19 protein-coding genes are annotated in these 23,188 nt (G+C 60.3%); 8 read left to right on the forward strand and 11 right to left on the reverse strand.

Translation table 11 applies throughout. The features are described from left to right. Positions 1–2 precede the first annotated feature (2 nt). Complete coding sequence (gene lpxB, locus ACQK2G_RS09705) at positions 3–1,178, forward strand: lipid-A-disaccharide synthase (protein ID WP_425404825.1); 1,176 nt, start codon at positions 3–5, stop codon at positions 1,176–1,178. A gap of 69 nt (positions 1,179–1,247) precedes the next feature. Here lpxB and ACQK2G_RS09710 read toward each other — a convergent pair whose 3' ends face one another. Further along, the gene (locus tag ACQK2G_RS09710; protein ID WP_425404826.1) at positions 1,248–2,546 is read right to left on the reverse strand and encodes a citrate synthase; all 1,299 of its coding nucleotides are present in this window, start codon (positions 2,544–2,546) and stop codon (positions 1,248–1,250) included. 180 nt (positions 2,547–2,726) lie between these two features. Continuing rightward, positions 2,727–4,121 carry a glutamate--tRNA ligase gene (gene gltX / locus ACQK2G_RS09715; RefSeq protein ID WP_425404827.1) on the reverse strand — a complete coding sequence of 465 codons (1,395 nt, stop codon included), beginning with the start codon at positions 4,119–4,121 and terminating at the stop codon, positions 2,727–2,729. 181 nt (positions 4,122–4,302) lie between these two features. Here gltX and ACQK2G_RS09720 point away from each other — a divergent pair, with 181 nt between their 5' ends. Beyond that, entirely contained in the window at positions 4,303–6,414 is a 2,112-nt protein-coding gene (locus ACQK2G_RS09720; protein WP_425404828.1) for a ComEC/Rec2 family competence protein, read from the forward strand. 27 nt (positions 6,415–6,441) lie between these two features. On the opposite strand, the gene lexA is transcribed toward ACQK2G_RS09720, so the two are convergent. The 7 genes from lexA to ACQK2G_RS09755 all read right to left on the reverse strand — a co-directional run bounded on the left by lexA (position 6,442) and on the right by ACQK2G_RS09755 (position 12,413). Continuing rightward, positions 6,442–7,137: a transcriptional repressor LexA gene (lexA, locus tag ACQK2G_RS09725; protein ID WP_425404829.1), complete on the reverse strand. Its 696-nt coding sequence runs from the start codon at positions 7,135–7,137 to the stop codon at positions 6,442–6,444. 171 nt (positions 7,138–7,308) lie between these two features. Beyond that, positions 7,309–7,941 (reverse strand): glutathione S-transferase family protein, encoded by a 633-nt coding sequence (locus tag ACQK2G_RS09730; protein WP_425404830.1) that lies wholly within the window; start codon positions 7,939–7,941, stop codon positions 7,309–7,311. A gap of 82 nt (positions 7,942–8,023) precedes the next feature. Continuing rightward, entirely contained in the window at positions 8,024–9,241 is a 1,218-nt protein-coding gene (gene glp / locus ACQK2G_RS09735; protein WP_425404831.1) for a gephyrin-like molybdotransferase Glp, read from the reverse strand. Next, on the reverse strand, positions 9,238–9,777 hold the full coding sequence (moaC, locus tag ACQK2G_RS09740; protein ID WP_425404832.1) for a cyclic pyranopterin monophosphate synthase MoaC: 540 nt from the start codon (positions 9,775–9,777) through the stop codon (positions 9,238–9,240). Before moaC ends, glp begins: the two co-directional genes overlap by 4 nt. Before the next feature lie 47 nt (positions 9,778–9,824). Beyond that, a complete protein-coding gene (gene trpC / locus ACQK2G_RS09745) occupies positions 9,825–10,640 on the reverse strand; it encodes an indole-3-glycerol phosphate synthase TrpC (protein WP_425404833.1) in 816 nt (271 codons plus the stop codon). Next, the gene (gene trpD, locus ACQK2G_RS09750) at positions 10,637–11,677 is read right to left on the reverse strand and encodes an anthranilate phosphoribosyltransferase (protein WP_425404834.1); all 1,041 of its coding nucleotides are present in this window, start codon (positions 11,675–11,677) and stop codon (positions 10,637–10,639) included. Before trpD ends, trpC begins: the two co-directional genes overlap by 4 nt. A gap of 136 nt (positions 11,678–11,813) precedes the next feature. Continuing rightward, complete coding sequence (locus ACQK2G_RS09755; protein ID WP_425404835.1) at positions 11,814–12,413, reverse strand: anthranilate synthase component II; 600 nt, start codon at positions 12,411–12,413, stop codon at positions 11,814–11,816. Between the two features lie 266 nt (positions 12,414–12,679). On the opposite strand from ACQK2G_RS09755, the gene ACQK2G_RS09760 reads away from it, so the two are divergent. Continuing rightward, positions 12,680–13,834 carry a divergent polysaccharide deacetylase family protein gene (locus ACQK2G_RS09760; protein WP_425404836.1) on the forward strand — a complete coding sequence of 385 codons (1,155 nt, stop codon included), beginning with the start codon at positions 12,680–12,682 and terminating at the stop codon, positions 13,832–13,834. A gap of 22 nt (positions 13,835–13,856) precedes the next feature. Here the strand turns inward: ACQK2G_RS09760 and trpE are convergent, their stop codons facing one another. Both trpE and ACQK2G_RS09770 read right to left on the reverse strand, forming a co-directional pair. Beyond that, entirely contained in the window at positions 13,857–15,380 is a 1,524-nt protein-coding gene (gene trpE, locus ACQK2G_RS09765; RefSeq protein ID WP_425404837.1) for an anthranilate synthase component I, read from the reverse strand. A gap of 73 nt (positions 15,381–15,453) precedes the next feature. Continuing rightward, positions 15,454–17,355 carry a SurA N-terminal domain-containing protein gene (locus ACQK2G_RS09770; protein ID WP_425404838.1) on the reverse strand — a complete coding sequence of 634 codons (1,902 nt, stop codon included), beginning with the start codon at positions 17,353–17,355 and terminating at the stop codon, positions 15,454–15,456. A gap of 334 nt (positions 17,356–17,689) precedes the next feature. On the opposite strand from ACQK2G_RS09770, the gene tpiA reads away from it, so the two are divergent. From tpiA to eno, 5 genes are all read left to right on the forward strand, one after another. Beyond that, on the forward strand, positions 17,690–18,454 hold the full coding sequence (tpiA, locus tag ACQK2G_RS09775; protein WP_425404839.1) for a triose-phosphate isomerase: 765 nt from the start codon (positions 17,690–17,692) through the stop codon (positions 18,452–18,454). A gap of 176 nt (positions 18,455–18,630) precedes the next feature. After that, complete coding sequence (gene secG / locus ACQK2G_RS09780; protein ID WP_425404840.1) at positions 18,631–18,978, forward strand: preprotein translocase subunit SecG; 348 nt, start codon at positions 18,631–18,633, stop codon at positions 18,976–18,978. Positions 18,979–19,111: 133 nt separating this feature from the next. Next, on the forward strand, positions 19,112–20,755 hold the full coding sequence (locus ACQK2G_RS09785; RefSeq protein ID WP_425404841.1) for a CTP synthase: 1,644 nt from the start codon (positions 19,112–19,114) through the stop codon (positions 20,753–20,755). Between the two features lie 60 nt (positions 20,756–20,815). Beyond that, positions 20,816–21,670 carry a 3-deoxy-8-phosphooctulonate synthase gene (gene kdsA / locus ACQK2G_RS09790; RefSeq protein ID WP_425404842.1) on the forward strand — a complete coding sequence of 285 codons (855 nt, stop codon included), beginning with the start codon at positions 20,816–20,818 and terminating at the stop codon, positions 21,668–21,670. Positions 21,671–21,819: 149 nt separating this feature from the next. After that, positions 21,820–23,094, forward strand: coding sequence for a phosphopyruvate hydratase (gene eno / locus ACQK2G_RS09795; RefSeq protein WP_425404843.1), 1,275 nt, complete (start codon positions 21,820–21,822; stop codon positions 23,092–23,094). The last annotated feature ends 94 nt before the right edge of the window (positions 23,095–23,188 follow it).

Genomic DNA, 23,188 nt, shown 5'->3' on the forward strand with positions numbered 1-23,188 from the left:
CGATGTCCTTTACCGGAAAATCCGTACTGTTCCTGGTTGCGGGAGAACCCTCGGGCGATGCTCTGGGCGCGCGTTTGATCCGGGCCCTGCGACGATTGACCGAGGACAAGGTCGAAATCCATGGGATCGGCGGACCGCTGATGGAAGCCGAAGGCCTGCGAAGCCTGTTTCCGATGTCCGAATTATCCGTCATGGGGCTGTTGGAGGTGTTGCCGCATGCACGGCGGATCATGGCCCGTATGCGAGAGGCCGCCGCGGCCGTGGACACGTTGAAACCGGACGCGGTTGTAACCATCGACTCACCGGGTTTCGCCCATGGTTTCGTGACCAAGATCAAGTCGCCCGGTATCCGGAAAATTCACTATGTCGCGCCTACGGTTTGGGCTTGGCGCGAGAACCGCGTGCACAAGTTCAAGCGGCATTTCGACCATCTACTGACCCTTCTGCCGTTTGAACCGCCCTATTTCGAGGCGGTTGGGCTGAAGACAACATTCGTCGGGCATTCCGTACTGGAATCGGGCCTGAAAGACGCAGATGGAGCAGCGTTTCGTCAGGCGCATGGAATTGAGCCCGATAGTAAGGTGGTTGCCGTGTTGCCGGGGAGCCGGCGCGGCGAAGTCACGCGTCATATGGCGCCGTTTCGCGACGCGATCGAGCGGTTGCTGGGCAGGGGGCTCGATTTCACCTGCGTTCTGCCGACAGTGCCGCATCTACATCAACTGGTAAGCGAGATGGCAAGCGACTGGCCGGTTCCGATCACAGTTGTGACCGGGGAGGCTGAACGGTTCGGAGCGATGAAGGCAGCCGATGCGGCTGTCGCGGCCTCAGGCACCGTGTCTCTTGAACTCGCACTCGCCGGCACACCGGCAGTCATAGCCTATCGGATGAACGGTCTTACGCATTGGATCGTCCGACGGATGGTCAAGATTGATTACGCCAGTCTGTTGAACATCATGGCCGTCATGGAGGGCCGTGCCCCACCGATTCCGGAACGATTGCAGAGCGAATGCCGTGGCGACCTATTGGCAAGGGATCTGGAACGCTTGCTCGGCCAAGACGGTATGCAGCAGTTGGAAGGACTGGAACGCGGTTTGAAATCACTGCGCCCGCTGGATGGCGGCTCGCCAAGCGAAGCGGCAGCGCGGGCGATCCTGGAAGATATCGGGGTTCGGACCTAACCGCGGGCGTCCAAAAGAAAAGGGCGGAGAACATTGCTCCGCCCTTTACCTATTCGCACTCGAGACGTCTTAGCGCTTGTCGATCGGAATGAACGGCAGTTCGGTGTTGCCCTTGTACAGCTGACGCGGGCGACCGATCTTCTGCGACGGATCGGTGATCATTTCGTTCCATTGCGCGACCCAGCCGACGGTACGGGCCAGGGCGAACAGCACGGTGAACATGCTGGTCGGGAAGCCGATCGCCTTCAGGATGATGCCGGAATAGAAGTCGACATTCGGGAACAGTTTACGTTCGACGAAATAATCGTCGTTGCGAGCGATATGCTCCAATTCCTGCGCCAATTCCAGAAGCGGATCGTCGACACCGAGTTCGGCCAGAACTTCGTCGGCACTCTTTTTCAACACGGTCGCGCGGGGATCGATGTTCTTGTAGACGCGGTGTCCGAAACCCATCAGGCGGAAGGGATCGTTCTTGTCTTTCGCCTTTTCGATGAACTTCGGAATGTTATCCTTGTGGCCGATTTCGGCGAGCATGTTCAGCACGGCTTCGTTCGCCCCGCCATGCGCCGGTCCCCACAGGCAGGAGATGCCGGCTGCGATGCAGGCAAACGGGTTAGCCCCCGACGAACCGGCGATGCGGACAGTGGAGGTCGACGCGTTCTGTTCATGGTCCGCATGCAGGATGAAGATACGGTCCATTGCACGCGAAACGGTCGGGCTGATTTCATACTGTTCAGCCGGGACAGAGAACGTCATGTGCAGAAAGTCTTCCGCGTATGACAGGTCATTGCGCGGATAGATGAAAGGCTGACCGACCGAATATTTGTACGCCATCGCCGCAATGGTCGGCATTTTAGCGATAAGCCGGTGAGAGGCGATCATCCGCTGCTTCGGATCGTTAATGTCCGTGGAGTCGTGATAGAAGGACGACAGAGCGCCGACAACACCGACCATGACAGCCATCGGATGGGCGTCGCGCCGGAAACCGCGATAGAAGTTCAGCAACTGTTCGTGGACCATCGTGTGATAGGTGATGGTCTTCTCGAACTCTTCCTTTTCCTGCAGGTTCGGCAACTGACCGCGCAACAGAAGGTAGGCTACTTCCATAAAGGTGCAGTGTTCGGCGAGGTCTTCGATTCGGAAACCGCGGTGCAGCAAAATGCCGGCATCGCCGTCGATATAGGTGATCTCCGATTCACAGGAACCCGTGGACGTGAAACCCGGGTCATAGGTGAAATAGCCGGTTTCAGCATACAGTTTGCGGACGTCGATGACCTTGGGCCCCGTCGTTCCGTCCATCAGCGGGAAATCGTAACTCTTCCCCGTGGGGTGATCGACTAGGGTCACGTAGTTCTTATCTTCAGCCATTCCAGCCTCCTTTATCTCCGAAGTATGCCTCGGCCCCCCACCCAGACTTCCGGGGATATGTCCGTGGCTGATTGCAGCTTTGCTGCAACGCATAAAGAGCGACGCATTTATACGCCGTGCCCCGTTTTGACGCAAATGGTGGTGCGGTGTTCAGATATGGGAAAGGGTGTGTTTCGGTGCCTAGGATTGTGCGGCCGCAGCACGGATGCGGGCCAGGCTTTCTTCCTTACCCAGAACCACCATGATTTCGAAAATACTGGGAGAAATGTTGGAGCCGGTCAGGGCGGCACGAAGCGGCTGGGCGATCTTTCCAAGGCCCAATTCCCGTTCTTCCGCCCAGGCACGCAGGGCCTCTTGCAAACTGTCTTCCGCCCAATCTTGATAGGTTTCCAGGAAATCGGCGACCTCGGCGAGTAGCGCGGGCGCATCGCCGGACAACAATTTCGCCGCTTTGGGGATTTCAAGAGGGAAGGTCGGTCGGCGCAGGTAAAACCCAGCACTTTCAGCGAGTTGAGCGACCGTCTTAGCGCGCTCTTTCAGGCCGGGCATGCCGGCCGTCAGTAAGGCGAGCCCGGACTCGTCCACATTTCCGATTGCCGCAGCCGCGAGAGCCGCTAGACGAGCATCGTCGGCGTGCCGGATATAGTGCCCGTTCAGATTTTCCAGCTTTGCGAAATCGAAGCGGGAAGCGGATTTGCCCACGGCGGGCAGGTCGAACCACTCGACGGCCTTTTCCTGACTTATGATTTCCTCGTCGCCATGCGCCCAGCCGAGGCGAAGCAGGTAGTTGTTGATCGCTTCCGGCAGGTAACCCATCTCGCGATAGGCGTCGACGCCCAGCGCGCCGTGCCGCTTTGACAATTTGGCGCCGTCCGGACCATGGATAAGCGGAATATGGGCAAAGCTCGGAACGTCCCATCCGCAGGCAACGAACAGCTGATACTGACGGAAAGCATTTGTCAGGTGGTCATCGCCGCGGATGACATGGGTGACGCCCATGTCATGGTCGTCGACCACGACGGATAGCATATAGGTCGGGGTGCCGTCGGACCGCAGCAGGATCATGTCGTCCAACTGGGAATTGCCTATGGTAACTTCGCCCTGAACCTGGTCGTGGATGGTCGTTTCGCCATCCTGCGGCATTTTCAAGCGGATGACGGGATCGACGCCGGCGGGCGCCTCGGCCGGGTCTCTGTCCCGCCACGTGCCGTCATAACGCATCGGGCGGCCTTCCGCCTTCGCCTTTTCCCGCATTTCCGCGAGTTCTTCCGGCGAACAATAGCAGTAATAGGCCTTGCCTTCCGCCAGAAGCGATTTCGCGACATCTGCGTGCCGCGTCGCATTCCGGGACTGGTACACCACATCCCCGTCCGGCATCAGGCCAAGCCAGTTCAAGCCGTCCAGAATTGCATCGATTGCTTCCTGGGTGGAGCGGGCGCGATCCGTATCCTCGATCCGCAACAGGTATTTGCCGCCGTGATGGCGCGCATAAAGCCAGTTGAAAAGGGCTGTTCTGGCGCCGCCGATATGCAGGAAACCGGTTGGGGAGGGGGCGAAACGCGTGACGACCGACATGGGATACTCCGCAGGAACCTGAGGGGATTGGACACTGGGACGTCGGACAAACATCCGCCAAGACGGGTTCACGACGACGCCGCGCGGTGTAGCATAGCCACCCGGATCGGCAAATTGTTTTGAGGCGTGGTGCCGTCACGCGCCGGTCCGCGCGGTAGTCATCGTCAAGAGAAAGAGCCCGATGACCGGTATTCGGGAAAACTGGTTGAAGGATCGTGAGCGCTGGATGCTCTGGATTCCCGTTCTGTTGGGAGCGGGGGCGGCGGCCTATCTGACGGCCGGGCAGGAACCGCTTCCTTGGATCGGCGGGGCAATCGGTTCTCTTGCTTTTGCGACGGCGCTGCTATTGCGGAACCGGGACGAAACCTTTGCCGCAACCCTGATGGCTATAGCCTTGTTTGCGATCGGTTTTCAGTTGGCGGCGTCACGGTCGGAAAGTGTGGCCGGTCCGGTTCTGGAGCGTCCAACAGGCGCCGTAGAGGTCATCGGCGTGCTCCGGGAACTGGAGGCACGGGGGGCTAGGACGCGGCTCACACTCTCTGTCGACCGTATGGAAGGGCGTTTCCAGGGGCCTGTACCGAAATTAGTCAGGATCACGATCGCCGGTGGTTCCGTAGGCGAACTCGGCATCGGTGACACTTTTTCAATACGCGCGATCTTGCGGCCCCCAGGCCGGGCCACCCACCCAGATGGTTTCGATTTTCGACGCTGGGCCTGGTTCCATCGTTTGGGAGGAACCGGTTACGCGATCGGAGCGCCTCAGATCCTGGCTGTGTCGGGCGGCGTATCCATGGGTTCTATTCTGCATGAGGTGCGGGTGGGCATAGCCGAGCGGGTGCGAGCCGCGATTCCTGGTGAGCCCGGCGATATCGCTGTTGCGGTCATCACCGGGGACCGCGGTGGCCTTGCGGAGGAGAGCCTTGAGGCGATGCGCGACTCGGGCCTGGCGCATCTCCTTGCAATCTCCGGACTGCATTTGGGGTTGGTGGCGACGACGATCTTCTTTCTGGTTCGGATGCTCTTCGCTCTCTCCGAAACCATGGCGTTGCATTACCCGATCAAGAAATGGGCGGCCGGCGCGGCATTACTGGGAAGTTTCCTCTATTTGCTGATTTCCGGCGGTACGGTGCCGACTCAGCGTGCCTTCATCATGACGGGACTGGTGCTGCTTGCCGTCATGACGGATCGCCAGGCGATATCGATGCGTCTCGTCGCCGTGGCAGCGACGCTGGTCATCCTTCTTCGCCCTGAATCGGTCATTGGGCCAGGATTTCAGATGTCCTTCGCGGCCGTCGTCGCCCTGGTCGCCGTGTATGAGGCTCATGGCCCGCGCTTCCGCTCTGCGTTTGAAGGACTTGGGCACGTGGCCGGTCCGGTCCGCTATGGGATTGGCGTCCTTACCACGACCCTGATCGCAACCTTGGCCACCATGCCTTTCGTCTGGCACCATTTCGGCCGGGTCGCGACCCTAGGCGCCCTGTCAAACTTGGTCGCGGTGCCGCTCATGGCCTTTCTGATCATGCCTATGGCGTTGATCGGCGTGATTGCGATGCCCTTCGGGCTGGAAGGGCCTTTTCTTGCGATCATGGGCTGGGGGATCGAGAGAGTTCTGTGGATCGCCAAGACCATCGCGGCATGGGATGCGGCCCATGTCAGTTTTCCGACGCTTTCCGGAACCGCGGTCGCCGCCATTGCCCTGGGCGGTCTTTGGATGGCGCTCTGGCATGAACGCTGGCGAGGATACGGGGTTATACCCATCCTTTTCGGCTTCCTGCTTTTCCCGGCTCAGCCTCTGCCGGACATACTTGTCTCCGAATCCGGACGTTTGATCGCGTTGCGTCAACAGGATGGCGGTTACAGCTTCAGCACCATTCGTCGGGAAAACTTCGTGCGCGACAGTTGGGCCGACAGCTATGCCATTGAAAAAGAGGCTCAATCACAAGGGGCATGGCCCGGGACCGACGGTCGGTGCGATCCATTCGGGTGTACGGTGACCCGTGACGGGATGAATGTGGCTATTACCTGGGATCCGCGCAGCTTGCCTGCCGACTGCCGCCGTTCGGATATCCTGATCGCTGCTTTTCCCGTCCGTCGGCAGACGTGTTCCGGGCCGGAGCGGGTGATCGACTTTTTCACGCTGCGCCGGGGCGGGGCGCACAGCGTCGTGCTGACGGATAACGGGTTTCTAGTTCAGATGGTGGATCCGCCGGGCCGTTCCCGGCCCTGGGCGCAGGATCCTTGGGCGGACGTACCTTGGGCGGTGCCGGACGACCCGGGATATTGGGAGGAGTAGATCCCTCCCGTTGCCGCGGTGGGGCGGTCAGTACCGCCGTAACAAACCGACCAGACGCCCCTGAACGTTCACCTGGTCCGGGCTGTAGATCTGCATCTGAAAGGTCTTATTGGCCGGTTCAAGACCGATCTGGGGGCCGAGATGCCGGAACCGCTTCAGGGTCACTTCCTCCCGATCGACCAGGGCGACGACAATCTGGCCCTCGTCGGCTCGTTCACACCGCTCGATGATCACGGTATCGCCATCCAGGATACCAGCGTCGATCATGGACTCACCATCGACCTCCAACGCGTAGTGATCGCCACGGCCGAGCAGGGCGGCGGGGACCTCCACATGGGCTGCTTCGTCGCGCAGTGCCTCGATAGGCGTACCGGCCGCGATCCGACCGTATAACGGCAGTTGCACCGAATCCGCCGAGCCGCGCACCGTCGATCCGTGGGTCCCGATTTCGCGTTGCCGGATATCTTCCACCCGGCGGTTGCGGATCGGCAGGGAGTCAGGTTCCGTGTTCTCCGGCAACCGGACGACTTCCAGGGCCCTTGCCCGATGCGGCAGACGACGGATATACCCGCGCTCTTCCAAACCGGTTATCAAGCGATGGATGCCTGATTTCGACTTCAAGTCCAGCGCCGCCTTCATTTCATCAAAAGAAGGGGATACACCCGTTTCTTGAAGTCGGTCGTGAATGAAGGTCAAAAGATCGTATTGCTTGCGCGTCAGCATATGGCCTCTCACCGCCCAACGCGATTGAATTCAATCACGCCCGGGCTTTAAACTCGTTGACGATATGTTCGCCGATTGGTTGCGAACAAACGTGGAACGAATTCCGTTCTATTTGTGTTCTTTTTTCTTGTCAACGGCTGGGAATAAGCTGCTGGAACGACTTAAACCCGGTCAAAGTTTGAAACTGGGGCGCGCCGAAATATCCGCATGCCAACGGGCCGTATTCGGAAACGCCTTGGAAATATCCATACCAACGGCACCGGCAAGACGCATCGTGAAGAAACCGGTGATGTCCGCGACGCTGAAATCTTCACCGGCGAGGAAGGCGTTTCGTTCCAAATGCGGTTCGAGGCGGGTTAGGAAAACTTGCATCATGTCGATACCACGGGTCACGATTTCCGGGACTTGGGGCAAGTCCGAATTGGTTCCTGGAACGACGCGACCGGCAAACATCGGCGCGTGATTCCGTAACGCATGCAGGAGGGGAATAAAGGCATCCAGTTCCATCCGGCGCGCCCACATGTCGATGACCGCCCTCTTTTCAGGCGTTCTGCCGAACAGCGAGGGGCTTGGATGCAGTTCCTCAAGATAACGGCAAATACTCATCGATTCAGCGATCACGGTCCCGTCGTCCAATTCCAGGACCGGCACGCAATGGAACGGGTTCATGCTGCAGAAAGGTTCGGCGAATTGCTCGCCTTGGCGGATATTGACCCGAACCCTTTCGAGGTCCAGTCCCTTTTCGGCCATGAATACGTGAACGCGCTGTGCGTTGGCCGCGAGCGGAAAATCATAAAGCTTCATCGATATCGGTCCTGGGACGTTGGATGAGTGCGAGTGCTTGAAGGCTCATTATCGTCCGTCCGCACCAAATAACAGGCGTTTTTCAGAGACTGAGCGCGCTACCCGGAATACGCAGGCAACGGACGGGCGCGCCCTTGGCGAGCGGCTCGGCATGCGGTTCCCGGATGACGAGGCAATCGGCCTGCTGCAACAGGCGCAGCATGGAGCTGTCCTGCTTTTCGAAAGGCGTTGCCGTCAGCGTGCCGTCCGACCCGCTCGCAAGCGAAGCGCGTAAATAGTCCTGGCGGCGATCGTTTCGTTTCAAATCCACACCGCACCGTGCAGTGAATTCCTGGTCTTCCAACCCCGCATTCCGACCCAGCATGGCGCGGATGGCAGGCGCCATGAAGATCGTTGCGCAGACCAGGGTGGAAACCGGATTGCCCGGCAGGCCCAGCATCAGCGTATTGCCCATCGAGCCGAAAATGAGCGGTTTGCCAGGGCGCATCGCGATTTTCCAGAAGTCGACGGTCAATCCGTCTTCGCCCAGCACCGATTGGACCAGATCGTGCTCGCCGACCGAGGCACCGCCGGTGGTGACCAGCAGATCCGCACCCCGCGCGCCGGCGGCCAGGGTTTTCAGGGATTCCGCATCATCCGCCGCGATCCCAAGCAATACCGGTTCGCCACCCAGCACCTCAACCGCGGCGGCAAGGGCGAGGGAATTGGAACTGACGATCTGATTGGGCCCCAACTCGTCGCCCGGCATCACCACCTCGTCGCCGGTCGCCAGTATGGCTATCCGGGGCCGTCGGCGAACCATCAGCCAGGGCCGGTTCATGGCTGCGGCGAGGCCGATATCCCGTGCATTGAGGACTTTGCCGGCTTTCAGGAGAGTTTCTCCTTCCGCAAAATCCAAGCCTGCCGCGCGGACGAAAGCGCCTTTGCGGGCGGTTTCCTTTACCGTGACCGTTGCGCCGTCGCGTTCCGTGTCCTCCTGGATCACGATGGTGTCCGCGCCCGGCGGGAGGGGTGCGCCGGTGAATATCCGCGCCGCTTCGCCGGCACGCAGTTCCGTGTCGTAGGAGGCCCCAGCCGGGATTTCCGCCACGACACGCAACGCCGCGGGCACCGACGCAACGTCATCGGCTTTCACGGCATATCCGTCCATCGCGGACATGGCAGCCGGTGGTTGGGTCCGTCGTGAGGTCACATCCACGGCGAGCACCCGCCCTAAAGCGTTTCTCAACGACACTTGTTCGGCGGGTTGTACGTTTATGGCGGCCAGAATACGGCCGAGGGCTTCCTCGACCGGGATCACTTGTGGCCTCCCGCCGGTTCGCCCGGCGTGGCATCGCGGCGGTACTCACCCGACTTTCCACCGGCCTTGTGGACCAGTTCGATCCTGTCGATGACCATGCCCTTATCGACGGCCTTGCACATGTCGTAGACGGTCAGGGCGGCGGCGGAGACCGCGGTGAGGGCTTCCATTTCGACGCCGGTCTGTCCGGTGATCTTGCAGGTCGCCTCGATTTCAACCGCGTTTTGGGCCTCGTTGAGGGTCAGGTTCACCTTGACGGAGGAGAGCGCCAGCGGATGACAGAGCGGGATCAGGTCAGGGGTTTTCTTGGCCGCCATGATACCGGCCAATTGCGCAACGGCCAGCACGTCGCCTTTCTTGAACCCGCCTTCCCGGATTTTCAGCAATGTTTCCCTTTGCATGACGACCCGGCCATGTGCCGTCGCGACCCGCGCGGTGGACTCCTTGGCGGAAACATCCACCATCACGGCGTTGCCTTCCGCATCGAAATGCGTGAAGCGTTTCTCCGAAGCTGCGTCCTCGTTCTCGGCGCTCATGACCGGCCTTCCGTTCAAAATGCTCTATATGGGGCGGGACCGGACGTTTAGGAGGCCTGGCGGGCTTCGTCGTCCAATCCGAGCAGGGTGCGCGTCGCGGCCGCGACGTCTTCCTGGCGCATCAGGGATTCGCCGACCAGAAAGGTCTTTGCGCCCACGGCGGACATGCGCGTCAGATCGTCATGGCTGTAAAGACCGCTTTCCGCGACCAGGATACGGTCTGCATCGACCCGGCCAGCCAGATCTTCCGTGGTCGCAATATCGACCTCCAAAGTCTTGAGATTGCGATTATTGATCCCGATCAGGCGACTCTTCAGGGCGAGAGCCCGGTCAAGTTCCTCACCGTCATGCACCTCAACCAGGACGTCCATGCCAAGGCTATGGGCGATACCTTCCAACTCAGCCGCCAGGGCATCTTCCAGCGCTGCCATGATCAGCAGGATGCAATCGGCGCCCAAGGCGCGGGCCTCATACACCTGATAAGGATCCAGCATGAAGTCCTTGCGCAGGGCCGGCAGGCGAACGGCGGTGCGGGCGGCGGTCAGGTATTCATCCCGTCCCTGGAAATACGGCTCGTCTGTCAGGACGGATAGGCAGGCCGCCCCACCGGCCTGATAAGCGCGTGCGAGAGCGACCGGCGCGAAATCCTCCCGAATCAATCCCTTAGAAGGCGATGCTTTCTTGATTTCTGCGATCAGGGCGAATTGCCCGGCGGCATGTTTTGCTTCCAGCGCCCGGATGAAACCGCGCGGGGCAGGGCCTTGTGCCGCCAATTGTTCCATATCGGCAGGTGGGACAATCTCCTTGCGACGCGCGACGTGCTCTCGCTTGTCGTTGCAGATCTTGGCGAGCACGTCACTCATGCCTGCTCCCCTCTCGTGCCGACGAATTTCAGCATGTTGTCCAACACCGCGCGTGCCTTGCCGTCGTCTATGGATTTCGCTGCCAGTTCCGCACCTGCCTTCAGATTGTCGGCCTTACCGGCGACGACGAGGGCTGCTCCCGCATTCATGAGAACGATATCGCGGAACGGGCCTTTTGAGCCATCGAGCACGGAACGTATGGCCGCCGCGTTGGCTTCCGGCTCGCCGCCTTTGAGGTCCGAGAGGGAAGCGCGTTGAACGCCGGCGTCTTCCGGTGTCACTTCGAATGTCGTGACTTTGCCATCCTTCAAAGCGGCGACATAGGACGGGCCTGTCGTGCTCAATTCGTCCAACCCGTCCGCTCCATGAACAACCCAGGCCGATTTGGTCCCCACGTTGGCGAGCGTCTGTGCCATTGGTTCGATCCATTTGCGGTCGAAGGTACCGACCAGCAGACGGTCAACCATGGCCGGGTTGGAGAGCGGGCCCAGGATGTTGAAGATGGTGCGGACCCCCATCTCTACGCGGGTCGGTCCCACATTGCGCATCGCGCCGTGATGACGCGGCGCCATTAGGAACCCGACGCCGGCTTCCGCGATCGACCGTTCCACATTCCCGAGGTCTGCATCCAGATCGATGCCAAGCGCGGTCAGCACATCGGCGGAGCCGCTCTTGGAGGTAAACGCGCGGTTGCCGTGCTTGGCAACCGGCACACCGGCCCCCGCGGTGACGAAAGCCGAAGCGGTCGAGATGTTGTAGGTACCTGATGCATCCCCACCGGTGCCGACGATATCCATCGCGCCTTCCGGAGCTTTTACCCGCAAGACCTTAGAACGCATCACCCGCACAGCGCCGGTGATCTCGTCCACTGTCTCGCCACGGACCCGAAGCGCCATCAGGAACCCGCCCATCTGCGACGGGGTCGCGTCACCGGACATGACGATGTCGAAGGCGGCCTCAGCCTGTTCCTTGGTGAGCGCCACGCCATCCGCGACGATACCCAGGATTTCCTTGAAGTCCGAAATGCCCGCACTCATACCTTTGCCCCGTTGTCTGTACCGCCCATCAAGCTTGTGATTTGGCCGTTTTGCCGGCCGGCGGCGTGTTCGTTTCTCCCAGCCGGATGCGTCTCGATCCGGCTGTCTGGATTGTGGTTGGCCCGTTGCCGTGAAATCAAGCCGCTTTCGACCTTCGCCAAGGCGATTGGGTGAGGGTGAGGAAATTCCGCAACAGGGCATGGCCATGCTCGGTCGCGATACTCTCCGGATGGAACTGAACGCCGTGAATTGGCAATTCCCGGTGCTGAAGCCCCATGATGATATCGTCTTCCGTTTCCGCCGTGACTTCCAGACAGTCCGGTAGCGTCGCCCGGTCGACGACAAGGCTGTGATACCGCGTCGCTTTCAGCGGGCTGGGTAGTCCTTCGAAGACGCCCTTACCGGTATGTCGGATCTCACCGACCTTGCCGTGCATGATCCGCGGCGCCTGAACGACTTTGCCGCCGAAATGCTGTCCGATCGATTGATGACCCAGGCAAACACCCAACAGCGGGAAGCCATGCCGTTCCGCGGCAGCCACGATGTCGAGGCTTATACCCGCCTTGTCCGGGTTGCACGGACCCGGCGAAATCACCACGCCCGATGGATTTTGCGCGACGACGTCTTCGGCGCTGAGGGTGTCGTTTCGATGAACGACCGTTTCCGCGCCCAGTTCTCCCAGGAAATGGACCAGATTGTAGGTGAAACTGTCGTAGTTATCGATCAGCACCAACATGATCGCGTTCTCTCTTCCAATTCTAGGGGCTGTTGCCTAGCCGCTACCGTCGCCGATTGGACATAGCCGGAAAACCGCGCCCGTTCAAACCCGGTCATAGGCCATAGGTCGGAAAGGTTCGAATTGCGTCTGGAATCCAGGTAATCTGTTCATCTCATGGCATTGAGAACGATCAAAGACTAGGCCGCACCCGCATGGCGCGAAACCGCAATCATGGACATCAAGCCCGTTCGCATCGGCGTGACAGGGGCAGGGTAAGGCGTGGTTTGGGTAAGCTCGTTCTGGTTTTTGCCAGTGGCTTGGGGCTCGGCCTTGTTCTCGGCGTATTGCTTTCCGGCCCCTTGGGGCGGCCGCAATCGACCGCCGTTCTGCCGCCGCTTCCGGAACGAACATCGGAGAGGCAGGTCCGGCCCGGCGATGGCCTGCCCGTTCGGGTTTCGCGTTCCGAATACGCCCTGAAGGACTTCAAATTCGAGGAACCGGTGAATCCGGCTGTACCGGAAGACGCCCGGACGCCAATTCCCCTGCCGTCGCGACCGGTAAGCGCGGAACGCGAGAGCGAGCCGAGGCCATCCGCCAAACCGAAGGAAGCTTCGTCAGGGAATATTGCCGCATTGCCGTCAGAGGCGCCGCCGAAACCGGTGTCGGCGCCGGTCGCGCCGGTGGAAATCGCCTTGCCGCCGGCGGAACCCGATGCGCCGGCCTGGGTCAGGAACGCGGCGCCATCGGAGACGGTTCTGGGGGAACCGATGATCGCCATCGTCATCGACGACCTGGGCATAGACCAGTCGCGCACAAAGCGAACCATTGCCCTGAACGGCCTCCTGACCCTGGCCTTCATTCCCTATGGCTATAACCTGCGTGAGCACGTTCATGCGGCGCGCAGGCAGGGGCATGAGGTCATGCTGCATCTTCCCATGGAACCGGTAAACCCCGATGTGGATCCCGGACCGAATGCCCTGCTGGCCGGCATGAAACCTGAAGATCTGGCCGAACGATTGGACTGGGCACTCGCGCAATTCGACGGTTACGTGGGGGTCAATAATCACATGGGCAGCCGGTTCACGGCATGGGAACCGGGCATGCGGGCCGTTCTAGAGAAACTGCGTCGCGAGGGCCTGCTTTTCCTGGATTCGATCACCACGCAGGAGACCGTCGGCTATCGCCTGGCCCGCCGTATGGGAATCGCCAATGCGACACGGGACGTGTTCCTGGATCATGATATGCGGCGGGAGGCCGTGGCCGCCGCTCTGGCGAAGACAGAAAGGATTGCTCGGGATCGGGGCTATGCGGTCGCCATCGGGCATCCGCATGACGCTACAATCGCGGAATTGGCCGAATGGCTGCCGACACTGAAAGCGAAGGGAATACAACTGGTGCCGGTCAGTACGATCGTGCGCCTGACGAATCCGAGCGGATAAGGACCGTTCTTGGTCCGAACTTTCAGTTCGAACCGATCGAAAAACGAACCGCTTCTTCCGCAGCCCGCATCAAGGCCTTCGCCTTGTTGACGCATTCCTGATGCTCGGAGGCAGGGTCGCTGTCAAAGACGATGCCGGCGCCGGCCTGAACGGACATCTTGCCGTCCTTCACGACCGCAGTGCGCAGCGTGATGCAGGTATCCATCGCCCCATCCGCGCCGAAATAGCCGATACATCCGGCATATATGCCGCGTCGTTCGGGCTCCAACTCATCGATGATTTCCATCGCACGCACCTTCGGCGCGCCGGATACCGTGCCCGCCGGGAAACCGGCCATAAGGGCGGTCAGCACGTCTATGCCATCCTGCGCATCGCCCTCCACATTGGAGACGATATGCATGACGTGGCTGTAATACTCGACGATATTTCGATCGGTAACCTTCACGGAGCCGATCTTGGCGACACGCCCGACATCGTTTCTGCCAAGGTCCAGCAGCATCAGATGCTCCGCCAGTTCCTTCGGGTCGTTCAACAGGCTGGCTGCATTCGCCTCGTCTTCCGCCTTGTTCGCGCCCCGGGGCCGTGTTCCGGCGATCGGCCGGATCGTGACCTTGCCGTCGCGCAGCCGGACTAGAATCTCAGGGCTTGAGCCGACAATCGAGAAATCGCCAGTCGAGAAGCCGCCGAAATCCAGGAAAAAAAGGAACGGAGACGGATTGGTCCGGCGCAGGGCGCGGTACAGCGCGAAGGGCGCCAGGGTGAACGGTGTCTCGAAGCGCTGGCTCAATACGACCTGGAAGATGTCGCCGGCGCGGATGTAGTCTTTCGCCTTGTCGACCATGGCCTTGTACTCTTCCGGCAACATGTTCGACACGGGTTCGGGCATTTCGTCGAGGCCGGCACGCGCGCGGCTTCCATGGGGCACGGACCGCTCCAGGGCGGTGCAGGCCGCGTCGAGACGGCTGACGGCCGCATCATAGGCATCGAACGCGTTGACGGCCGGGTTGGGCCGGACCGGCGTTACGATGGTGATGATGTCCTCGATCGTGTCGAAGACCGCCATCACCGTCGGCCGCATGTAAAGCCCGTCCGGCGTATTCGTCGCCGCCGGGTTTGTGTCCGGAATATTCTCAACCAGTCGGATCGTATCGTAACTCATGTAGCCGAACAGGCCTGCCGCCATTGGCGGCAGTTCTTCCGGCAGGTCGATCCTGGATTCGTCGAGCAAGGCCCGCAGGGAGTCGATGGATGAAGCTGTTTCCGGTTCGAACCTGTCCGCGTTTTCCAACGCCCTGCGGTTGATCTCCGCCTTGGTACCGTTGCAGCGCCAGATCAGATCTGGACGGATGCCGATGAAGGAGTAACGTCCACGAATGGCGCCGCCTTCCACGGATTCCAACAGGAATGAATTCGGCTTTCCGGCGGCCAGCTTCATATAGGCCGAGACCGGCGTCTCCAGATCCGCGACCACACGGGTCCAGACGACCTGCGGCATACCGGCTGCGTAGCGTTCCGCGAAATCATCAGGTTCCGGGCTTATCTGCATGGCTCGTCGATATCCTGAGCCCGATAGGGCTGTGCTGGCCGCGCGGGCTTGTCCGATAAAGGGATGGTTGCGATCAGTTCACGCCGCCGGGGAAGTAAACCTGATCCACAACGTCCTGTTTGATGGTGACGGAATACTCGTCCTGAAGCGCGTCTCTGAACTGAGCCAGTAGATCGCTGCCGATCCCGCGGGACAGTTCTCGTCCAAGGGCGTCGACGTCGTCGGCCGTGTCCGCGTCGGTCATGTTGACCTCGTTCACGACATCAAGAACCGCGATGGTATAGCCACCGAAAGTCCGGCCCATGAAGACATCGCCGATCTTGCCTTCGAAAAGCTGCGAGCGGATGACGGAGGGTAGGGGAGCCGACCCGGCGCCTTCGCGCGTCAGCAGGCCCGTGCTGGACCAATTGTATCCCTTCTCCTCGGAAACGGCTTCGACGGTTCGGCCTTCCTCCAGCATCGCCTTCGCGGCTTCCGCCTCCGGCTTGGCGCGCTCGAAGCGTTTTTCCGTCGCCCAGGCTTCGACCACGGCCGCGCGGATTTCATCCAAAGGCGGCACCTGGCTCTCCATGATGCTGTCGGTCCGCAGGACGAAATAACCGTTGCTGGAGGTTTCCACCAACAGACTGTCCATGCCGGCTTCCGTGTCGTACAGCGTCGCCAGGAATTGCGGTGCTTCCGGTAGTTCCAGCAAGTCGTCATTCGCGCCGCGGCCGGATTGGCTGACGGCGTCGAGTTTGTTAACCGTCAAGTTCAAATTCTCGGCCGCTTCCTCCAGGCTGGCTCCGCCGCCCAACTGGTCGTCCAGGTCGGTCGACAGCTTGTACACCGCTTCGATCGCTTTAGAGGCGGCGATATCGTTACGAATGGTATCGCGGACTTCATCCAGGCTCTGTTGACTGCCTTCCAGAACGTCCGTGGCCTGAACCAGGAACCATCCGAAGACGCCTTCCGTTGCTTCGGATGTCTCCCCTTCTTCTAGGGAGAATGCCGCCTCCTGCAACGCCGGATCCGGCAACTGGCCCCGTGTCATCGTACCAAGGTCGATGACATCGGATCCGGACCCGGTTACGTCGGCAGCGACATCGGCGAAATCTTCGCCGGCGCGGATTCGTTCCAGGGCTGCCACGGCCGTCTCTTCGTCAGACAGAAGCATCTGCCGCAAGGTTCGACGCTCCGGCACGGTGAATTCGGCGACACGCGACTGATAGGAATTTTCGATTTCCTGTTCGCTGACCTCGATCTCGGCTTGGATTTCTGCCGGGTCCAAATGGATGTAGCTGACGGCACGAAGCTCCGGACGGCGGAACTCTTCCTTGTTCTCTTCGAAATAGGTGTTGAGTTCGCTATCGGACGGCTGGCCGACATCGGTCGTCTCGTCGATTTCGATGGTCAGATAGGTCGCGCTGCGGGTTTCGTTGCGCCAGGCATAGAGGCGCTTCGAGAGCGAAGTCGGCGCGCCGGCGCCCGACACCATGGATTCAAGCAGTTGGCGCCGGGCAATTTCCTGACGGATGGCGGCGACATAGGCCCGTTCGGTCAGGCCGGAGAACTGCAGGAATCCCTCATAGACCGCTCTATCGAACTGGCCAGTGGTGCCACGGAAGTTTGGGTTGCTTTGGATTGCGCGGACGACGGCGCTGTCCGGGGCGGCAAGGCCCAGATTGATCGCTTCCTGGTCGACCAGGCTTTGTGCGACCAGGCTGTCCAGAGCGCGGTTCGCAAGACCGAGAGCCTGGGCGGTTTCAGGCTCGATCTGTCCCAGATTGGCCTGGCGCAGGCTCTCGTTATAAGCACGCGACAGTTCCTGGACGGAGATTTCGTCATCCCCGACATACGCGGCTGTCGTGCCGAGGGTCGACCCACCAGAGACGTAGTCGGCGATACCCCATGCTCCGAAACTGATAATCAGCACACCGAAGATGAAGATCTTGGCAAAGGTCGAGTTTGCGGTCTTCCGCATGGCGGCGAGCATGCCGAAATCTCCCGAGATTGTTTTGGCGGGCAAAGCCCTGCCGCTTGATCTGCAGTCCTGTCGAAAACAGATACTGCAAACTAGGCGAAGGTCCACCACCCGTACCGTCGTAAAGGCCGCGGATAATAGAAGGCGGCTTATGCCCCTTCAAGCCAAGTTTTCCGTCAATTCTGTAAGAGTTCATAGGGCGCTCGCCACCGTGTTTGCTTGAAAATCCTACAGCCGTGACCGGGTTGCCCGCGGCGGTCTGCCGGTATGGTCAAACTGGGGGGCGCATGCTATGGCGCCGCAACGCCGAATTTATTCACTGACGATCTGCTGAAGGGGAAAGACTATGGCGCGGGACCGCCGTTTCTTGATTGCCGGAAATTGGAAGATGAACGGTCTTCTTAAGGACGGCGTCGATCTGGCGAAGGCGGTCGCGGCTGGGGCCGACGGGCGCAAGGCGGAGCTTCTGGTCTGCCCGCCTGCGACATTGATCAAATCCGTAGCGGACGCGGTTCAAGGCACCGCGGTCGCCGTTGGCGGTCAGGATAGCCATTATGAGAACGAAGGCGCCTATACGGGCGATGTCAGCCCGGTCATGCTGAAGGACCTTGGCTGCTCTTACGTGATCCTCGGTCATTCGGAACGTCGCGCCTATCACGGCGAGAGCGATGAAGAAGTCAAGGCAAAGGCGGAAGCAGCCCATGCAGCCGGACTGGTCGCCATCATCTGCGTCGGCGAGACCGAGCAGCAGCGTGACGCCGGTGAGACTCTGCCGGTGATTTCGACCCAGATTTACGGTTCCGTGCCGGAAGGGGCGACGCCACAGAACACGGTTATTGCCTATGAACCGGTCTGGGCGATCGGAACAGGCCGCACCGCGACGCCCGAGCAGGCCCAGGATGTTCACGATCATATCCGGACCTACGGAATGGCGACATACGGACCGGATAACTGGGAAGGTGTGCGAATCCTCTATGGAGGTTCGATGAAACCCGGAAATGCCGCAGAATTGCTGTCGCAGCCGGACGTGGATGGGGGCTTGATTGGTGGTGCGAGTTTGAAGGCCGAAGATTTCCTTGCCATTGCGGATGCCGCCGACGCCCTTATGTAAGCAAGCATTGGACGCGGCTTAATCTCGCGGCTTTTTCGGTCTGGCCAGCGTGTAAATGCAAATACCGGTGATGATGGCTGGTCAAGCCGGGCCGGTTCCTATAGAAACCCGCGCTGGCGGCATTTGCCGCGCGAAACCCTGATAGGGCGAAACTCTAGAAGAATTGCTGGCGTATCATGGAAACGATCCTCCTCGTCATTCACCTGTTCCTGGCCATCGGCCTGGTTGTCGTCGTTCTGATGCAGCGGAGCGAGGGCGGTGCCCTGGGTATCGGTGGCGGCGGTGGTGGCGGCGGTGGTGCCGGTGGCGGCATCTTCAGCGCCCGCGGGACGGCGAACGCTTTGACGCGCGCAACAGCGATTCTGGCCATCTGCTTCATGACGACCAGCCTGATGCTGGCGATCATGTCCGGTCATGGCCGAAGCGGCGGTTCGATCCTCGATTCGGCGCCGGCTTCCTCCCAGACGCAGGAACAGGCCCCCGCATCGGCTGACAGCCAACCCCTCGTCCCGCTCTCCGACTAAGCGGTCGAATCTTCTGAAACGCGCGGCAGGGCTTGGCTTTGCCGCGACGGCAGGCGAGTGCCATCGTCCGGATTCGCCTGGGCCGGTATTTTTTGGTTAGCCGGACGGTCAAACTTCGTTAGTGTGCAGGTCCATGTCGGCACGGTTTATATTCATCACAGGCGGCGTGGTCTCCTCCCTTGGGAAAGGTCTTGCCTCAGCGTCCATGGGCGCGTTGCTGCAGGCGCGCGGCTATAAGGTGCGTTTGCGGAAGCTTGATCCCTATCTGAACGTCGATCCCGGGACGATGAGCCCCTATCAGCACGGGGAATGCTACGTTACCGACGACGGGGCGGAGACCGATCTCGATCTCGGTCATTACGAGCGCTTTACCGGCGTCGCCGCGCGCAAGAGCGACAACGTCACCACCGGCCAGATCTATTCGGATGTCATCGCCAAGGAACGGCGAGGCGATTACCTGGGCGGGACAGTCCAGGTGATTCCGCATGTCACGGACGCAATCCGGGATTTCGTGCTTAGCGACATTACGGATGAGGATTTCGTCCTCTGTGAGATCGGCGGAACGGTGGGCGATATCGAAGGCCTGCCTTTCCTGGAAGCCATCCGTCAGCTGCGCAACGAATTGGGGGCCAAACGGACCTGCTTCGTGCATGTCACCTTGCTGCCCTATATCGGCGCAGCCGGCGAATTGAAGACGAAGCCGACACAGCATTCCGTGAAGGAGTTGCTGTCGGTTGGGATCCAGCCGGATATTCTGATGTGCCGCGCCGAGCGCGACATTCCCCAGAACGAAAAGCGCAAGATCGCGCTGTTCTGCAACGTCAAGGAAAGCCGGGTGATCTCGGCGCTGGACGTCGACACGATCTATGACGTTCCCAACACCTATCATCGTGAAGGACTGGACAACGAAGTCCTGCGCTATTTCGAGATGCTGGGCGAGGACGAGGAAGGTGAAGTCGACCTGGCCCGTTGGACGGACATTGTCGAGCGCGTACGCGGGCCAGAGGGCGAAGTGACCATCGCCGTCGTCGGCAAGTACACGGTGCTGATCGACGCGTACAAATCGCTGAACGAAGCGCTGACCCATGGCGGGATCGCCAACAATGTGCGCGTGAACCTGAAGTGGATTGAGTCGGAAATCTTCGAGAAGGAAGACCCGATACCGTATCTGGAAGGGGTTCACGGCATTCTGGTGCCGGGCGGCTTCGGTGAACGCGGCGCCGAAGGCAAGATCGAGGCGGTACAGTTCGCGCGCGAACGCGAGGTACCCTATTTCGGCATCTGTTTCGGGATGCAGATGGCGGTGATCGAGGCGGCCCGGAACCTGGCCGGGATTGAAAAGGCAAGCTCTACAGAATTTGGCCCGACCGATGAACCCGTCGTCGGTTTGCTGACCGAATGGATGAAGGGCAACCAACTCGAAAAGCGCGGCATCGACGGCAATATGGGCGGCACTATGCGGCTGGGCGCCTATACGGCCGCGTTGCGTCCCGGAAGCCGTGTTTCGCAAATCTATGGCGACGCCCTGGAAATTCAGGAACGTCATCGCCATCGTTATGAGGTGAACGCGTCCTATATGGAGCGGCTTGAGAAGGCGGGCCTTGTCTTTTCCGGGATGTCGCCGGACGGAGAGTTGCCGGAGATCGTCGAATTCCCGAACCATCCGTGGTTCATCGGCGTCCAGTACCATCCGGAATTGAAGTCGAAGCCTTTCGATCCGCATCCGCTTTTCGCCAGCTTCATCAAGGCCGCCATCGACCAGTCGCGTCTGGTATAATCCTGCCTATATGAACAGGCGGGTGCCGGACCGATCCGGCAAACATCTGAGGAAATGACCATGACTGCCGCACAGCAGACCGTCTCAGTCGGTAACGTCACCTTCGGCAACGATCTGCCTTTCGTGCTGATCGCCGGGCCCTGCGCCATGGAAAGCCGCAACCATGCGATGGAAATGTCGCATGCGATCAAGGAGATCACCGACGACCTCAGCATCCCCTTCATTTACAAGTCGTCCTATGACAAGGCGAACCGGACGTCTCTGAATGCTGGGCGCGGCATCGGTTTGGCCAAGGCAATGGATGTCTTCAATGAAGTTAAGGAGACCTATGGCTGTCCTGTGTTGACGGATGTCCATGCCGCAGATCAATGCGCGCCGGTCGCCGAAACGGTAGATGTGCTGCAGATCCCGGCCTTCCTGTGCCGCCAGACCGACTTGCTGGTCGCGGCCGCCGAAACCGGCAAGGTCGTGAATGTGAAGAAGGGCCAGTTCCTGGCGCCTTGGGACATGAAGAACGTGGTCGCGAAGATCGTGGAATCCGGCAATCCGAACGTGCTGGTCACCGAACGCGGCGCGAGCTTCGGCTACAACACGCTGGTCAGCGATTTCCGCGCGTTGCCGATCATGGCGCAGCAGACGGGCAAGCCGGTTGTCTTCGACGCGACCCATTCGGTCCAACAACCCGGCGGGCAGGGCGGTTCGACCGGTGGTCAGCGTGAATTCGTGCCGGTTCTAGCCCGTGCCGCCATCGCGGTTGGCGTCGCCGCCGTCTTCATGGAAACCCATCAGGACCCGGATAATGCGCCGTCCGACGGCCCCAACATGGTGCCGTTGCACGAGTTGCGCGACTTGCTGGCCACCCTGAAAACCTTCGATCAGGTTGCCAAACCGGCCCTGCATCAGGCGGCGGAATAGGCCCTTTCGATCGATTCCCGTTCGATGGATAATCCCGGCGACGACCTGCCGTCGACGCCGGATGTCTTGCGGCGTTGCAACAATGCCGCAAACGACGTAGTGAAAGCCGCACAAATCCACCGACTTTTCCCTTCCCTGAGGAGTTTCCAATGACCGCCATCGTTGATGTCTTCGCGCGTGAAATCCTGGACAGCCGCGGCAACCCGACCGTTGAGGTCGACGTGCATCTTGAGGACGGGTCTTTCGGCCGTGCGGCGGTTCCCAGCGGGGCGTCCACCGGTGCTTACGAGGCACACGAACTGCGCGACGGCGGTGAGCGATACAACGGCAAGGGCGTCCAGCAGGCCGTCGATGCGGTGAATGGAGAGATTTTCGATCTGTTGTCCGGATTGGAAGCCGAAGAACAAGTACAGATCGACGCGCTGATGTGTGAATTGGACGGCACGCCGACCAAGGAACGTCTCGGGGCCAATGCCATCCTCGGCGCCTCGCTCGCGGTTGCCAAGGCCGCGGCGGATGCGGCCAATCTGCCGCTTTACCGCTATGTCGGCGGTTCCTTTGCCAAGACCCTGCCGGTGCCGATGATGAACATCGTGAACGGCGGCCAGCATGCCGATAACCCGATCGACATCCAGGAATTCATGATCATGCCGGTCTCCGCGACGTCCATCGCAGAAGCCGTGCGTGCCGGTTCGGAAGTGTTCCAGGCTTTGAAAAGCCGCCTGAAGAAGGGCGGGCACAATACGAATGTCGGCGATGAAGGCGGTTTCGCGCCGATGCTTGGGTCTGCGACCGAAGCCCTGGACTTCATTTCCGGTGCAATCGAGGACGCCGGATACAAACTCGGGGATGATATTGTCCTGGCGCTCGATTGTGCGTCGACCGAGTATTTCAAGGACGGCAAGTATGTGCTCGAGGGTGAGGGGCTGACCCTCGATGCAGCCGGGCATGTCGATTATCTGGCCAAATTGTGCGCTGCCTATCCGATCAAATCGATTGAAGACGGTATGGCGGAAGACGACTGGGATGGCTGGAAGGCCCTGACGGACAAACTGGGCGGAACGGTGCAACTGGTCGGCGATGATCTTTTCGTGACCAATTCTGAGCGCCTGGCGCAAGGGATCGAGAAGGGCACCGCGAATTCCATCCTGATCAAGGTCAACCAGATCGGCAGCCTTTCCGAGACCTTGAAAACGGTCGAAATGGCGCACCGTGCCGGCATGACCTCCGTCATGTCACACCGGTCCGGCGAGACGGAAGATGCGACGATTGCCGACCTCGCTGTCGCGACCAATTGTGGCCAGATCAAGACCGGCTCACTGAGCCGCTCTGACCGGTTGGCTAAGTATAACCAGTTGATCCGTATCGAAGAAAACCTGGGGCCGGCGGCGCATTACGCGGGCGCAGGGGCGTTCAACCTGTAGGTGCCAGCACTTCCGGGTTATCCGGAATGAGAGTCTAACTCTTTGGAATCATTAAAATGATTCCCAAAACCGATTCGATCATATAGCCTCCCAT

Source organism: Hwanghaeella sp. (genome assembly GCF_965227365.1).
GTDB lineage: Bacteria > Pseudomonadota > Alphaproteobacteria > UBA8366 > Aestuariispiraceae > Hwanghaeella.

What these genes read in the sequence shown, in the direction of transcription:
- ACQK2G_RS09720 (WP_425404828.1), top strand. Translation starts at nt 4,303, where the DNA reads ATGACCGGTATTCGGGAAAACTGGTTGAAGGATCGTGAGCGCTGGATG.
- eno (WP_425404843.1), top strand. Translation starts at nt 21,820, where the DNA reads ATGACCGCCATCGTTGATGTCTTCGCGCGTGAAATCCTGGACAGCCGC.
- trpE (WP_425404837.1), bottom strand. Translation starts at nt 15,380, where the DNA reads ATGCAGATAAGCCCGGAACCTGATGATTTCGCGGAACGCTACGCAGCC.
- lpxB (WP_425404825.1), top strand. Translation starts at nt 3, where the DNA reads ATGTCCTTTACCGGAAAATCCGTACTGTTCCTGGTTGCGGGAGAACCC.
- lexA (WP_425404829.1), bottom strand. Translation starts at nt 7,137, where the DNA reads ATGCTGACGCGCAAGCAATACGATCTTTTGACCTTCATTCACGACCGA.
- tpiA (WP_425404839.1), top strand. Translation starts at nt 17,690, where the DNA reads ATGGCGCGGGACCGCCGTTTCTTGATTGCCGGAAATTGGAAGATGAAC.
- ACQK2G_RS09755 (WP_425404835.1), bottom strand. Translation starts at nt 12,413, where the DNA reads ATGTTGGTGCTGATCGATAACTACGACAGTTTCACCTACAATCTGGTC.
- ACQK2G_RS09770 (WP_425404838.1), bottom strand. Translation starts at nt 17,355, where the DNA reads ATGCTCGCCGCCATGCGGAAGACCGCAAACTCGACCTTTGCCAAGATC.
- gltX (WP_425404827.1), bottom strand. Translation starts at nt 4,121, where the DNA reads ATGTCGGTCGTCACGCGTTTCGCCCCCTCCCCAACCGGTTTCCTGCAT.
- ACQK2G_RS09730 (WP_425404830.1), bottom strand. Translation starts at nt 7,941, where the DNA reads ATGAAGCTTTATGATTTTCCGCTCGCGGCCAACGCACAGCGCGTTCAC.
- moaC (WP_425404832.1), bottom strand. Translation starts at nt 9,777, where the DNA reads ATGAGCGCCGAGAACGAGGACGCAGCTTCGGAGAAACGCTTCACGCAT.
- trpD (WP_425404834.1), bottom strand. Translation starts at nt 11,677, where the DNA reads ATGAGTGCGGGCATTTCGGACTTCAAGGAAATCCTGGGTATCGTCGCG.
- secG (WP_425404840.1), top strand. Translation starts at nt 18,631, where the DNA reads ATGGAAACGATCCTCCTCGTCATTCACCTGTTCCTGGCCATCGGCCTG.
- ACQK2G_RS09710 (WP_425404826.1), bottom strand. Translation starts at nt 2,546, where the DNA reads ATGGCTGAAGATAAGAACTACGTGACCCTAGTCGATCACCCCACGGGG.
- trpC (WP_425404833.1), bottom strand. Translation starts at nt 10,640, where the DNA reads ATGAGTGACGTGCTCGCCAAGATCTGCAACGACAAGCGAGAGCACGTC.
- kdsA (WP_425404842.1), top strand. Translation starts at nt 20,816, where the DNA reads ATGACTGCCGCACAGCAGACCGTCTCAGTCGGTAACGTCACCTTCGGC.
- ACQK2G_RS09785 (WP_425404841.1), top strand. Translation starts at nt 19,112, where the DNA reads ATGTCGGCACGGTTTATATTCATCACAGGCGGCGTGGTCTCCTCCCTT.